Origin of the sequence: Pseudarthrobacter sp. S9 (genome assembly GCF_050156545.1) — a bacterium.
Taxonomy (GTDB): domain Bacteria; phylum Actinomycetota; class Actinomycetes; order Actinomycetales; family Micrococcaceae; genus Arthrobacter.
In genome coordinates this window covers 86,151-99,644 of record NZ_CP189576.1, presented here as the reverse complement: position 1 = coordinate 99,644, position 13,494 = coordinate 86,151, and the positions used below count along the sequence as shown (strand labels likewise).

At 60.8% G+C, this 13,494-nt stretch carries 14 protein-coding genes; 6 read left to right on the top strand and 8 right to left on the bottom strand.

Annotation, left to right across the window (positions count from 1 at the left end):
- Window positions 1-105 precede the first annotated feature (105 nt).
- From ACQCSY_RS00515 to ACQCSY_RS00500, 4 genes are all read left to right on the top strand, one after another.
- A complete protein-coding gene (locus ACQCSY_RS00515; protein WP_427136038.1) occupies window positions 106-552 on the top strand; it encodes a TOTE conflict system archaeo-eukaryotic primase domain-containing protein in 447 nt (148 codons plus the stop codon).
- Window positions 465-2,525: a TOTE conflict system archaeo-eukaryotic primase domain-containing protein gene (locus ACQCSY_RS00510; protein WP_427136018.1), complete on the top strand. Its 2,061-nt coding sequence runs from the start codon at window positions 465-467 to the stop codon at window positions 2,523-2,525. Before ACQCSY_RS00515 ends, ACQCSY_RS00510 begins: the two co-directional genes overlap by 88 nt.
- A gap of 246 nt (window positions 2,526-2,771) precedes the next feature.
- Window positions 2,772-3,110, top strand: coding sequence for a type II toxin-antitoxin system RelE/ParE family toxin (locus ACQCSY_RS00505; RefSeq protein WP_427132287.1), 339 nt, complete (start codon window positions 2,772-2,774; stop codon window positions 3,108-3,110).
- Window positions 3,110-3,415 carry a helix-turn-helix domain-containing protein gene (locus ACQCSY_RS00500; RefSeq protein WP_427132286.1) on the top strand — a complete coding sequence of 102 codons (306 nt, stop codon included), beginning with the start codon at window positions 3,110-3,112 and terminating at the stop codon, window positions 3,413-3,415. Before ACQCSY_RS00505 ends, ACQCSY_RS00500 begins: the two co-directional genes overlap by 1 nt.
- 620 nt (window positions 3,416-4,035) lie before the next feature.
- On the opposite strand, the gene ACQCSY_RS00495 is transcribed toward ACQCSY_RS00500, so the two are convergent.
- Window positions 4,036-4,879, bottom strand: a protein-coding gene (locus tag ACQCSY_RS00495; protein ID WP_427135584.1) for an IS5 family transposase whose coding sequence is annotated in 2 segments (ribosomal slippage) — window positions 4,036-4,572 and window positions 4,574-4,879 — 843 coding nt in all. Because the reading frame shifts where the segments join, the coding sequence is not laid out codon by codon here.
- Window positions 4,880-5,075: 196 nt separating this feature from the next.
- Between ACQCSY_RS00495 and ACQCSY_RS00490 the strand changes: the two genes are divergently transcribed.
- Window positions 5,076-6,218 (top strand): IS701 family transposase, encoded by a 1,143-nt coding sequence (locus ACQCSY_RS00490; protein ID WP_427136016.1) that lies wholly within the window; start codon window positions 5,076-5,078, stop codon window positions 6,216-6,218.
- A gap of 172 nt (window positions 6,219-6,390) precedes the next feature.
- On the opposite strand, the gene ACQCSY_RS00485 is transcribed toward ACQCSY_RS00490, so the two are convergent.
- The 5 genes from ACQCSY_RS00485 to ACQCSY_RS00465 all read right to left on the bottom strand — a co-directional run bounded on the left by ACQCSY_RS00485 (window position 6,391) and on the right by ACQCSY_RS00465 (window position 10,682).
- Entirely contained in the window at window positions 6,391-7,383 is a 993-nt protein-coding gene (locus ACQCSY_RS00485) for a TDT family transporter (RefSeq protein ID WP_427132285.1), read from the bottom strand.
- Between the two features lie 53 nt (window positions 7,384-7,436).
- The gene (locus ACQCSY_RS00480) at window positions 7,437-7,958 is read right to left on the bottom strand and encodes a PaaI family thioesterase (RefSeq protein ID WP_427132284.1); all 522 of its coding nucleotides are present in this window, start codon (window positions 7,956-7,958) and stop codon (window positions 7,437-7,439) included.
- Between the two features lie 47 nt (window positions 7,959-8,005).
- Window positions 8,006-8,503 (bottom strand): GNAT family N-acetyltransferase, encoded by a 498-nt coding sequence (locus tag ACQCSY_RS00475; RefSeq protein WP_427132282.1) that lies wholly within the window; start codon window positions 8,501-8,503, stop codon window positions 8,006-8,008.
- Between the two features lie 149 nt (window positions 8,504-8,652).
- A complete protein-coding gene (locus ACQCSY_RS00470) occupies window positions 8,653-9,633 on the bottom strand; it encodes an NAD(P)H-binding protein (protein ID WP_427132280.1) in 981 nt (326 codons plus the stop codon).
- A 233-nt stretch (window positions 9,634-9,866) separates the two neighbouring features.
- Window positions 9,867-10,682, bottom strand: coding sequence for an oxidoreductase (locus ACQCSY_RS00465; RefSeq protein ID WP_427132279.1), 816 nt, complete (start codon window positions 10,680-10,682; stop codon window positions 9,867-9,869).
- 92 nt (window positions 10,683-10,774) lie between these two features.
- On the opposite strand from ACQCSY_RS00465, the gene ACQCSY_RS00460 reads away from it, so the two are divergent.
- Window positions 10,775-11,401, top strand: coding sequence for a TetR/AcrR family transcriptional regulator (locus tag ACQCSY_RS00460; protein ID WP_427132277.1), 627 nt, complete (start codon window positions 10,775-10,777; stop codon window positions 11,399-11,401).
- An 811-nt stretch (window positions 11,402-12,212) separates the two neighbouring features.
- Here the strand turns inward: ACQCSY_RS00460 and ACQCSY_RS00455 are convergent.
- A complete protein-coding gene (locus tag ACQCSY_RS00455) occupies window positions 12,213-13,109 on the bottom strand; it encodes an NmrA family NAD(P)-binding protein (RefSeq protein WP_427132276.1) in 897 nt (298 codons plus the stop codon).
- Window positions 13,001-13,309, bottom strand: coding sequence for an NmrA family NAD(P)-binding protein (locus ACQCSY_RS00450; protein ID WP_427132274.1), 309 nt, complete (start codon window positions 13,307-13,309; stop codon window positions 13,001-13,003). Before ACQCSY_RS00450 ends, ACQCSY_RS00455 begins: the two co-directional genes overlap by 109 nt.
- Window positions 13,310-13,494 lie beyond the last annotated feature (185 nt).

Genomic DNA, 13,494 nt, shown 5'->3' with positions numbered 1-13,494 from the left:
GCTGGGGGACGGGCGCAGTTGGCGGTACGTTCGGCATTACCACCTTCGGGGTAATGATTTTTTTCTGGTTTCGGTGTAGTGGCTTCTACCGACAACAATGGAACCGTGATTGAAGACACTCCCGAAGCTGGTGGTCAACCTGCATTGCCGGGCCTGTCCGCTGCGGCAGACAGGGCGGTCAGACGTGAGCTCGAGGAGCTTCGTCTCGACAATGCCAGGCTGCGGAAACTCTTGGAACTCACGGAAGCGGAGTCAAAGGCAGCGCACCTGGCCCAGGCTGTAATTCCCGCGGTGTTGCACCATGGCCCTGTAACCATGGAATCGTCTCCGGAAGCGAAAGTCCGTCTTTTTCAGGACTTGTTCAGGGCGCGCAGCGACGTCTATGCCGTTCGGTGGGAAAACTCCCGGGACGGTCGCTCGGCTGGGTTCCTGCGGTCGCCGGTGGCTGGCGCAAGGGCGCAAACATCGCGGGTGCCAGTTTCCTGGCGCTTACTCCGTTCGTTGTTGCGGATCATTTACGCGGAATACAGCACATTGGCCTCTATCCCTTGACCGAACAGGACACCTGTTGGTGGGTGGCGGCGGACTTTGACGGCGGCGCCGCAATGCTGGATGCTTTGGCGTACATCAAGGCTGCTCGCTTTCGTGGAATTCCCGCAGCGTTGGAAGTATCCCAATCAGGACGTGGCGCCCACGTGTGGATCTTCTTCAGCACCGCAGTACCGGCGTCCGTAGCACGCCAGCTTGGCACCGGTCTCATCCACGAGGCGATGGCATTGCGTGGCAGCATGAGCCTGGCCAGCTATGACAGGCTTTTCCCCGCCCAGGACGTTCATTCGGGCAAAGGCATGGGTAACCTGATTGCTGCGCCGCTGAACGGCAAGCGCCGACACCACGGCACGACGTTGTTCCTCGACACTACGACCCTCGAACCATATGAGGACCAATGGGCGTACCTGTCCAGCCTGGATCGGCTTTCGGAGCGAGAAGCTTGTACCCATGTCCGAAGGCTGCCCGCCGTCAAGTTGGGACAAGAGGTTCGCCGGCTTGAACTGCCGCAATCGTCCAAGATCGTTCCACGCCCCGCTCTGATCGTCCGAGTCGCATTCGCATCACGCCTTACTATCAAGGCAGCAGACCTTGGCCCAGCCATGATCTCAGCCGTCAAGCATGCCGCTTCCATGCCGAACCCTGAGTTCTATGAACGCCAACGCCAGAGGCGATCCACCTGGAATATTCCCCGATACCTACGCAACTACGACGAAACGCTTGACGGCGACCTTATTCTGCCGCGTGGGTTGTTGCCCTTCTTGAAGCAACTCGTCGAATCGAGTGGCAGCTCGCTGCGCATCGATGATCAACGGGCGGAAGGCACTGCTCACAGTTTCGAGTGCTCGGCCCGCCTGCGCGCGGAACAACAAGATGCCGTGGACGCCGCCACTGCCGCCGAGCATGGAGTCCTGGTGGCCCCGCCCGGTACCGGAAAGACTGTAATCGCGTGTGCTGCGATGGCACTTCGTGGCGTCTCAACGCTTATTCTGGTTGATCGCAAAGCCTTGGCGGAGCAATGGCGCAGCCGCATCCGTGAGTTCTTAGACGAGCAATGCGGCCAAATCGGAGGCGGGCGTGCAAAGACGACGGGTCGGCTCGACGTCGCACTCCTGCCTACGCTGGCACGGCGGGAAAATGTTGCCGAGCTGACCGCCGGCTACGGTTTCGTCATCGTGGACGAATGTCACCACGTCCCGGCGGCAGCGTTCACCCACGTCATGAACCAGATCCACGCCCGGTACTGGCTGGGGCTGACGGCCACACCGTACCGGCGGGACAAGCTGGACTCGCTGATCTACCACCAGCTCGGCCAAATCTCACACACGATTTCCCCAGCCGTTCCGCAACAACTGCCAACGCACGCACGCGAGATAGTCGGGCCGGCGCTGACTTTGGAACTGCACCGGACAACATACGCGTACGATGGCGCCGCGGACCCCAGCGAGCCGGGCGGGATTTCTGCCATCTACAAGGACTTGATCGCGGATGCGGAACGCATCCAGCAAGTTTACGACGACGTCATCGAAGCTTACGAACAGAACTCCCGAATCCTTGTACTGACGACCTGGAAAGCCCATCTAGAATCCCTCAGATCCCGGTTCGAGGCGGCTGGTCTGAAGCCAGTGGTCTTTACCGGCGCCATGAAAGCCAAGGAACGGCAGGCCGCCGTCGACCTTCTTGCTACCACCGATGATGCGCAGCCGCTGCTGGTCCTGGGCACCGGCTCATACATTGGAGAAGGCTTTGATTGCCCCAAACTGGATACCCTGTTCCTGGCAGCGCCTGTGTCGTTCAAAGGCAGACTGGTCCAGTACGTCGGCCGGGTTATCCGGCCATACCCGGGGAAAACTGTAGCAACCGTTCACGACTACTACGACGAATCCACACCCGTACTCGCAGCGTCCCTGAGCAAACGGGCGCCAGGGTACGTCTCACTCGGATTCCCTGATCCGCGGAAGATCAACATCAGATGACAGCGACCAACGTCCGAGCCGGGGCCTCATCGAGGCGCCGATCATCGCCCCGTCCTATGTATCGTGGCCGGTACGGACTTCGTTATGAGCCGTGATGCTGGGCTGCTGAAGCGTCTTGAGGATGCGTGAGTCCCACCTCGAATACGACGAGATAGTTTTCTTGCGGGCCTTCTTTTCGACGGGCAATATAACGCTTGAGTTGTATCACCTGTGAGTTGTATGATGGACACGATGTGGAATGTTGACGTGGGACTCGTGGAGCCGTGGCTGATAGGTCTTGACCAAGATTCGTATGAGCAGATTGTTGCTGCGCTGGAGCTTCTCGCCGAGCGCGGACCTCAACTTGGTCGTCCACTGGTCGATACGGTGGTTCGTTCACGGCATAAGAACATGAAGGAGCTGCGCCCGGGATCGAGCGGGCGGTCGGAACTGCGAATCCTATTTGCCTTTGATCCGGAGCGGCGGGCGATCCTGCTTGTCGCGGGGGACAAGGCGGGCAACTGGACCAAGTGGTACAAGACGAACATTCCAGTTGCGGATGACCTGTTTGACGATCATCTGAGGATTCTGAAAGGAGAGGCATAATGGCGAAGTCCATTGAGGAACTGCTGGCTGAGCGTCCGGTTGACCGGACTGCTGTGGATGCCCACAAGAAGCGCATGCTCGATGAAGTCCGGGCCTACCGGCTTCGGGAGCTCCGTGAGGCATCGGAGCTGACGCAGATCGAGCTGGCTGGACGTTTGCACGTCAGCCAGAACAGGGTATCCCGCATTGAACATGGTGACATTGATCGCGCCCAGGTAGACACCTTGCGGAAATACGTTGAGGCGCTCGGCGGCCGACTTCGTGTTGAGGTTGAACTCGGCGACGAACGAATCCAAATCGCCTGACGAAGCGACCGGCAGGGCCGCTTCGTCCGTCGTCTTGCCCTCACCGACAACGGGGTGAAATGCAGGAGGATGGGTGTCGCAATGTGACCCGCTGACCTCCCCGTCTCGCCCGCGCCGCCACCGAACTGGCCTGAGCTCCGCATTTTTCCTGCGTAGTTCAGGTATCGTCAGGGCCCCGGATGCCGATCGAATACCACCTGCTCACTGTCTCCGCAGTTCAGGGGAGATCCCTGCTGGTGACGCAGTAGGTTAATGCCATGACGAATACGGAGAACTTGCCGCAATCTCGACTCCAGAAGGTTGGGAAACAGGCAGGAGGAAACTATGAGGAGAATTTCGGTGTCGTTTCCAAGTACTCAGGTGTCTGCGGAATTTGTGGAGCGACCTGGATCCCAGCTGACAGGATCTTCAAGTTGCCTGAACCGCGCCGTTCCACCCTAAACCCTTGGGTCTGCCGAGGCTGTCGCTACCCGGAGAACCGCTCTGAGCCAACGCTCGAGGATGTATTCGTTAAACTGAACCACCGCAACCACACCGGCCGTACACCCGGACTCAACCGGAACGATGTCAGACATTTGCTCTCCCTACACGGCACCCTCACTGAAGAAGCCGCGTCCACACTAGGGCGTGTCTCCTAATCGTGTGCTCCAGATGACGACGGCGTGCAGAACGGCCGCTGAGCGGTAGGTGAGGGCCAATTTGTCGTAGCGAGTGGCCAGGGAGCGCCATTGCTTGAGGGTGTTGAAACTGCGTTCGACGACATTGCGCCGCTTGTACGCGTCCTTGTCGTAGGTGACGGGCCGTCCTCCGGAGGAGCCCCTGCGTTTCCGGTTGGCTTTCTGGTCGTCCTTTTCGGGGATGACGCATTCAATGCCACGCCCGCGCAGGTAGCTCCTGATCGCTTTGGATGAGTAGGCTTTGTCAGCCATGGCCCGGTCCGGGCGGCTGCGGGGCCGGCCGGGACCTTCCCGTTCGACCTTCAGGGCATCCATGAGGTTTTCAAACATGGGCGAGTCCCCGCCCTGCCCGGGCCCCAGGAGCAGGACCAAGGGGCGCATGTTGCCGTCAACCAGGGCATGGATCTTCGTGGTCAGGCCGCCGCGGGAGCGTCCGACGGCATGATCATCCGGCTCATCAAGCAGATTCCTGTAATTCGAGAGGTCCCCCTGTGTGGCGGGGAAGGTTCGTGCCGTGCTGGTGGGCACGGTTGACCGTGGAGTCCACCGACACCTCCCAGTTGATCAGCCCTTGTGCGTCGGCACGGGTCAACAGCGCAGCCAGCACCCTGTCCCAGGTCCCGCTGGCGCTGTTGCGGCGGTGGTGCTTCCACACGGTCTTCCACGACCCGAAATGGGAAGGGAGATCCCGCCACGGGATACCTGCCCGGTAGCGGTAGATGATGCCCTCTGTCATCAACCGGTGGTCATTGAACGGCCGCCCCGGTTTCCCCGACGAATCAGGCATCAACGGGGCAATGAACTCCCACTGGGCATCGGACAACAAGGCATAACGCGAACTCACCACTCAATTTTGCCAAAAAGCCACCCCCAGCATTAGGAGACACGCCCTAGTACTACAGTCGCGTTTATTTTGGCGAACCTCGGCGGTTTAATCGGACTTTCCGGTCGTGGCCTGTTAATCGTTGGTGGTGAGTGATGATATTTGTGTGGCGGACGTAGAAGAGTGGGCCGAAGGTCTGGAGGAAATCGGCGATCTCATTGGGCCGCGGTTTGTGCGGTCCGAACCACGGCGGAATGCTGTTGGGTATGTGCGCGGGCTGCTTTCGGATGAGGAACGCAAAAACTCCTGGACCCTGTCTGAACGCGCCGGGCACGGCACCCCGGATGGCATGCAACGCCTGCTCTCGACCGCCGACTGGGACCCGGATGCTGTGCGGGATGACCTATTCACCTACGTCAACCGCCACCTGGGCGATCCCGACGGGATCCTGATCATCGACGAGACCGGATTCCTCAAGAAGGGCGCCGCCTCAGCCGGGGTCGCACGCCAGTATTCGGGCACCGCCGGGCGGGTGGAGAACTGCCAGATCGGGGTGTTCCTGACATACTCCACCCCGGCCGGGCGCAGCCTGCTGGACCGGGAACTCTACCTGCCCAAAACCTGGGCCGATGACCGGGAAAGATGCACCCGGGCCGGGATCCCCAAAAGCAGGGAATTCGGCACGAAACCGGTGCTCGCCGCGGATATGATCGACCGCGCCCTGGACGCCGGGATCCTTGCCCGCTGGACCACCGGGGACGCGGTCTACGGGCAGCATTCGGGGCTGCGCCGCCGTCTGGAAGCCAGGGGTTTGCACTACGTGCTGGCCGTTCCCATGAACCAAAACATCATCGCTCCCACCGCCGGGATCGGCGAGCAATGGCGCGCGGATAAACTCATCGCTTCCCTGCGCGCCAATGCCTGGCGGACCCGCACTGCCGGGGCAGGAACCAAGGGCGACCGCCGTTACACCTGGGCACGGACCCGCATTAACGGACCCGCCGAAACCGGAGAACACTGGCTGCTGGCCCGCCGCTCCCTGAAGGACCCAACCGATCTGGCCTACTACATCTGCCACGGCCCCAACCGGGTCTCCCTCGCCGAGCTGGTGCGGATCGCCGGCGCCCGCTGGGCGATCGAGGAAACCTTCCAAACCTCCAAAGGCGAAACGGGCCTGGACCACTACCAGGTCCGCCAATACACCGGCTGGTACCGGCACATCACCCTCTCCATGTTCGCCCAAGCCTTCCTGACCGTAATCCGGTCCAAAAAAGGGGCGCTGCCGCCGGAGACGGGGAACTGATCCGGCTCTCGCTGCCTGAAATCAGGCGGCTGCTCGTCCGGCTCGTCTGGCACCGCACCACCAGCCCGAAACACGTCCTGGAACACTCAACCTGGCGACGGAAACACCAACACCGCGCCCGATACTGTCATTACAAGGCCCGCGGACACACCCCATAAACGCGACTGTAGTACTAGGGGCCAACACTCGAAAGCGGGATTCGGACCTGCTTTCCTGCAGCTGACTTTGGGGAAATGGCGGTGAGGGCGGTGCGCGCGGCAATGAACAGGGTAAAGGCTGTTGCGAGGCCGAGAACCGTCCAGGCATAAATTTCCCGGCCGGGGATATCGGTTGTCGCTAGCCAGCGGATGGCATAGTTCGAGGTGGCAGCAACAGGAAAAGTGAATACCCAAAACATTTGCGTGAAGGGAAGCCTGCGGTACTCGGGGAGGAGCATGACCTGCATCAGCGCCATGATCAACAGCACGCCTGTTAGGCCGAGCTGCACTCCCCCCACGGGTCCTGGATGTGACACCATCCAGGCGATATTGGCCGTTGCAGGCGCAGCCAGATATGCGGACAGTCCGATCTTGGCAGCTGGTGGCAGCTCGCCGCCGGTCATCAGGCGCACGGTGACGACGGTTCCTATGACCAGCCAGAAGAACGCGCCGATGCCAAACGCGGCCATGGCCGCACTATGGGCGTGGACGGTTGAGAATCCGATGCTGGCAACGAAGAATCCGGGCACGACGGGCAGCAAGTAGCCGGGATGGATGGATTGCATGGATACCCCGCCGGTGACCCAGTGAGCGAGGAGCTGGGCAGCGACGATGGCAAGGGCGGCAATGAAAGCCGTGCACAGCCAGGCGCCCCATGGCGGCAGATACTGGCTGTAGTGCGACGAAAGCAGGATCCCCACCAGCGGGATGAAGGATGCAAAGGGCCCCGCCAGTTCATGTCTCAGGTCGGCCCGGAATGCTCCTCTTCTGCGAAGGCCACGGAACACGTAGACGGCGGTCAGGACCAGCCACAGAGAGCTGGCTGCTCCGTAAAGAATTTCCTCCGGCCACATCGGGGATCCGAGAGAGCTCCTCGCGGCCGACCAGCCGCCGCCGAGACCGGCAAGCCCCAAGGGAATGCCGAAGCGGCTCAAAGCCGGCATTCCCGAAGGGGTGGCCGGGTACAAGGCGCGACCCTGAGATGTAGGCGTCAGCGCAACATCGGTACCGGTATCAGTCATCATGTCAGGGCGCCCGGTTGGTGGGTGAAGATGAGCAGCGTGCTCGTCGCCGTGGCGAGGAGCTCTCCACTGGCGGTGCTGAGGTGGCCTTCGGTGAATATCACGCGCGAGCCGGATTTCACGACTGACCCCTCTGCGCGAAGAGCACCCTTCTGGAGCGTGATGGGTCGCAGGTACTTGACCGCCAGGTCGATGGAGGTGTAGCCGATCCCTGCTTCCAGCGTACTGTGTGCTGCGCAGCCGAGCACCGTGTCGAGGAGCGTGCAGGCCAGCCCGCCGTGCACGTTTCCGAGGGGGTTGTAGTGCGCTTCTCCCGGCCAGCACTCGAACTCGACGTGTCCGTACTCCGCATCGACGAGATCGAAATTCATGAGGGAAGCGATCGGTGGCGGCGAAATGCTGCCGTCGCGGAGGCCGGAAAAGTAGTCCAGACCAGACAGTCGTGGCAGTTGTTCGAGCGCCATTGCTGGATCCTTCCAGGTGAAGGTTTCCGAGCGTTCCGCTGACGTGTTGGTTGACATAGGGGTTTCCTCTTTAGGTTCTCTGCGGGTCTTGCGGGTTCTGGGACTCAACCCTCAAGTTCCTTCTCGAAGCAGACTGACGACGGTATGGCCGTGTTGTAGGGCGGATACACCGGTATTTGCTTGTAACCGATCTTTCGGTAGAGGGCTTCTGCTTCTGGTTGTTTGCCGCCGGTTTGAAGAATGACCCGCCTGGCGCCAGCCGCGGCGGCGATTTGCTCCAGTCCGGCCATGAGTTGAGTCGCGGCTCCGAGGCCACGCGCTGCGGGGTCAACGATGACACGCTTGACTTCCCACTCCCCGTCCAGCAGGCGAAGTGCCCCGTGCCCTATCGCGTGCCCGAAGGAGGTGACCACGAGGACATTCGCGACAAAGTCTTCGGCCGGGACGCTTAATGCAGACCTGGCGGCAGCCGGAAGGGTGGGCTCTTCCGCCGTGGCGTACCGGGCGAGGAGTTCCTTGTTCAGCAGATCCCGTAATCGGGCAGCACGCGGATCTACAAAACTAACTTCCTCCAGATTCAGAGGCAACTTCTCAGCCGACACGACACCCTCCTTTCGGATTAGCATGGTCGCAATTCCTACTTTGATCATGAGTTTTCTGGGCGGAGCTGCTCTGCTCCCAGCCGCACTGGAGTCCCCACGCCGGGGACTCCAGTTCGGCGTCATGGTTCTCGTCGGGGCCGCTCAGTGGCTCAGGCAGATGCCAGCTTCTGGATGCGGGGATGGTTCTCCAGCGCCCACCGCATGGTCTTTGGCGGGCGCCCGAGCAGGGTTTCGAGCTGTTCGCTGACTCCGGCGGCGCCGTAGCGTCCGCCGGCGACCAGTCGGGTCAGGGACTTCAGGTGCTCCGCTATGTGTGGATGGGCGCCCATGGCACTGTCCACGTACTTCGTGTTCCAGGTTTCTACATCTTCGGGAAGGTAGGTGACCTGGCGTCCCAGCGCGGCTGCGTAGTCTTCCGCGAACTCGTGCATGTCTTTCAGTTCCGGACCGGTGAGCTCGTAGGACTTCGAGATGTGCGGTGCCGGGTCGAGGAGGATTTTTGTGCATAGTTCCGCGACGTCGTAACCGGCGATGGGCGCGAACCGCTGGGCGCCGAAGGGCAGGCGCAGTTCGCCATTGCCCAGCGGCTCCAGCGCCAGCCAGGTCAGGATGGGGTTCTCTACGAAGATGGCCGCCCGCACGTTGACGGTCGGCACACCGGACCAGTCCAGCACCTGCTCGGCGACCCAGTGGGCCCGATGCTGCGGCGACCAATCCGTGACGAGTCCGCCGAGCCACTCACGCCGTTCTTCGACTGGTGCGGTCATCTTCTCGAACGGCATGAACCACTGCTCGTACTCGGAGATGTTGACGAAGACTTCGATGTCGCCCTGGGCCCGCGCCGCCGCGGCCATCAGACTGACGGCGTCGGTGTAGTACGGCGACAGGCTCATGCTGAAGTAGATGCGTCGGCAGCCCTTCAGCGCGGCTGTCACGTCGGCGATGTTGAGCAGGTCACCGACGAAGACCTCGGCCCCGGCCTGGCGGAGCGAGTGCGCGCGTTCGTCGTCCTGTCGCACGAACGCGCGCACCGGGTGCCCTTGTTCAATCAGCATGTTGACCATCGTCCTGCTCACACCACCGATTTCGCCGGCCGCGCCGGTGATCAGGATGGGATTGCGCTCTGTCATTTGTGTCCTTTTGTCTGGTTGGGGTTGTCTGGTTGTGGTGGGTCAGATGTTCAGAGCGTCCAGGATGTACTTGGCGACCGTCGTGGGCTGCTGGAGGTGGAAGAAGTCCTCCCCGTGGGCGAAGGTGATGAGTAAGATGACAGCCTCCACAAAGACCCAGGGGCCCTGTCCCAGCCGAATGGTGCCGGAGAGCCGGGGTGGCTCATCAAAAAGGTTGCTGGGAAGCGCGTTAGTTAGCTGGGCAGGTGGTTCAGCTTGCGAATCTGGCTGTCGAAGGCCGATGCAGGGACGTAGCGTCGGAGCATGCTGACCTGCCGGACGCGGGAGCCGGCGGCATAGCGGAGCTTGGGCTTGGAATCCTGAGCGGCGGCAACTACTGCGTCGGCAACCACTGATGCTGGATGGCCTTCCTTCATGGCGCCAGCCATGTACTCGGTAAAGATCGCACGCTGTTTGGCGTACGTATCCATGGGCTTGTCGGCCTGCAGGTTGTTGGCTTCAAAATCGGTGTTGGTCCAGGCCGGCTCGACCAGGACGGCGCGGACACCGTGCTCGCGGAGTTCGTGGTCAAGGGATTCCGTGTACCCCTCGATCGCGTGCTTTGAGGCAGAGTATGTGGCCATGTACGGCTGCGGAATGAGGCCGACGATCGAAGAAACATTCACGATCCGCCCCGATTTCCGGGCGCGCATGTGGGGCAGAACCGCCTTGGTCATCCGCATGACGCCGAACACATTGATGTCGAACACGCGGCGATCCTGGTCAAGCGAGCTTTCTTCGGCTGCCCCCGAGGACCCGATGCCCGCGTTGTTGACCAAGACATCGATCTTTCCGAAACGGTTGATGACCTCTTGGACTGCAGCTGCAACGGAGTCGTCACTGGTGACGTCTAGGTCAACGAATGTCACTCCGGGGACGGGCGTGACGCCTGCCGAGGCGCGGCTGGTCCCGACAACCTCGTATCCCGCTTCCGCCAGGGCGGCAGCTGCCGCCTTCCCGATTCCTGAAGATGCCCCGGTTATAAGGGCTACCTGCCGTGCTGTTGTCATTGTCTGCTCCTGCTGCTGGTAGGTTAAAGATTATCACTAGAGTAGCTCTTATCGAGTGAAATGCAACAGTTCTGTTCTAGTTGCTCGGTTAGGTGCGGCTTGACGGTAGCGGTTACGATGGACGGAGGAAGATCGGAGGAACTGTGGCGAGACCCCTAAGGGCTGACGCAGAGAGAAGTGTGCGGGCAATTCTGGAAGCAGCAGAACAAGTGCTGAGCCATGATTCAGGCGCTTCCATGGAGCAGATCGGCGACGCTGCCGGGGTGGCCAGGACGACGGTTCATCGCCGCTTCGCCAACCGCCAGACCCTCATCGACGCCTTGGCGATCTCGGCCATACAACAGCTGGCCGAAGCCATCGAAGAGGGCAGGCCAGATACAGCCCCACCTTTGGTGGCGCTGTACCGGGTAACCACCAACGTCTTGAAGACCAAGAACGCCTGGAAATTCACCCTCGGCAATCCCACGGCAGACACCAGCGCCGCCGCGTTAATCTGGGAGAGGATCAACACGCGCTGCATGGATCTGCTCACTAGGGCACGGCGAGAGGGTCTACTGGACGCGGCCGCAGACCTGGAGTGGACCCGCCAGGTCTACTACGCCCTCATGAGCGAGGCATTGCAGCGGCCCACCCCAGGATCAGAAGACGCCGACACCGATGCCCTGGCTGAGCTGGTCGTTGACACCCTGCTCCACGGTGCCGGGCGGCGGACCCAATGACGACCAGGTCCTCCTCCCATACTTACCGTCGGCAGGGGAAGGTGCCGCAACGTATGGAATTCCAACGTCTCCTAAGGCAAATGGTCATCGTTTGGCGTAAGACAGCTTTGGAAGCCACCCCCACCTGATCCGTTTTCTGCAGTGACCCTGATCAGATAAGTGCGCCTGTGATCACTTCATAAAGTCCCTTCCTTGTTCGATTCACCACTAATTCTCTCTTGCACGAGTCGGTGACACGACATGATCGGGAAGTCGCGGCTGAGGGTCCCGTCGGCGCGTTGAGGGTTGTCCTGAGCAGGCGGGATTTGGCGACCCGTCGGAGGTCGTCGACCGGCGCGTGGCGGGATCCCCTGGGTAGCCACGACCCTACAACGGCCGCGCGGAACTTCGTTCGGTATCGAGATCAGGACAGCAGCCAAAACGTCGAAGACCAGAAACAGGGCAAGGGGCAGTTTCCAACCAACACGTTCCGGCTTGGCACCCCCGCCCTACCTTGACATCGGCGAGATGACTTTGGCCGGCTTGCACCGCGTGTCTTTTTCGACCCTACGACTGACGCTACTCGCTCACCAGCTCACGGAAGAAGCAATCAACGGCGCCAGCGGCCGGCTCGAATCCGCAGGGAACGCTCAGTGCCGCCGCCGAAGCCAAACAAAACCGGTCTCTAACAGTCAGTACTCGACACTCGTCTACTCGATGGCTATTCAGGAACGATATGGCTTCTGACTGGGAAGATCTGCCTGCGCCCACAGGCGGACCTTCTCAGTGCCTTGACCGATCGACCGAGGACGGGTTCCTATTGCCGCTCCGTTTACAACTTGCCCGTCCTCGCGTCTGCACTGCCCTTAAGGATCGGAGAGTCGCTGCGCCAGTTCTCCGGTTGGACCCTCTCCCAGAGACTTCCCTTGCCGAGGTCTTTGCCCAGCTGGTCTTCCCGCCTGAACCACTGTTCGGCACTCCTGATCCTGTTAGGGTGAATTTCGTCGAGCAGAGCATAATCCCTGGTGATGATTCCGTATTTCCATACATTCCAGAAGCCCGTGAAGTTATCCCGGAAGCTCATGGTGCTTTTGTCGTTGGGATCGGCGTTGTATCCGGCAGGCAGATCCGCAGCGCCGCTCAGCGGACCACCCCAATACGCGTCTAAATCTGTGTCGATGTATTGTGCGGGATGCCCTGTGACCTTCTCGAATGCGGCAGCCATATCGGCATAGGTCATGTGTTCGATAGCGACTTCGAGGTCCATGCCGTTCGCCCGTTCCTGATTGTCGAAAAGCCAGCGAACATAGAACCCGCAATCTTCCAGGGACACGTGGGGAACTGCGCCCTTTCCGAGCGGGACCCGCCACGTGAGAACACCGTCCTCGATATTGGGCGTCATGGGCGTGAGCGGTGAGATCACCATTTCGATGTAAGGACCCGAGGTGAAGACCGCTGCTCCCATTCTGTCCTTGTTCTTCTGGTTCTGGAACAGCACCCATTCGGCTATGCGGCCTTTACCGTCGTAGTGGCCGGTGCGGAACTTGGAGTCGTAGCCGGATTTCTTGAGTGCGTAGTCGAGGTTTCCGTAGACGTAGAACTTGATTCCTTCCTCTATCGCTATCTCATAACTGCGGATGGCCCAGTACATCTCCGTTTTCTCACCGGTATTGAACCCGTCGATGTTGACGTAGGCCCCGTCGCAGCCGCGGAATCCTTCCCGCAGCACATTTCTTCGTCGGCGAATGACCCTTCGAGGATGGAGACGTTGCCCAGCGCGAGGAGTGCCTGGGCCCTCGGGGAGGTGGCGTCGCGGGTGAGGACCCGAACTTTGTATTTTTTGTCGGCCACAAGACCTTGGACGATGGGCATCCCTTGGGCCCCTGTTCCGCCGATGATGAATATTGTGGGTGTGGTCTGGGAAGACATAGTTTTCGACTCCATAAGTTGAGGACGGACGCGATCAATACGCATTGGGCGGCGTGCTTGAAACCGATCGGTTTCAAGCAGCGTATACCGATCGGTTTCAGGACCGCAAGTTGCCGGGAGTGCGTGGAATCCAACGGCCGGCCGATCTCCGATGGGTATGCGGGCCGTAGATAGCTTGCAATGAG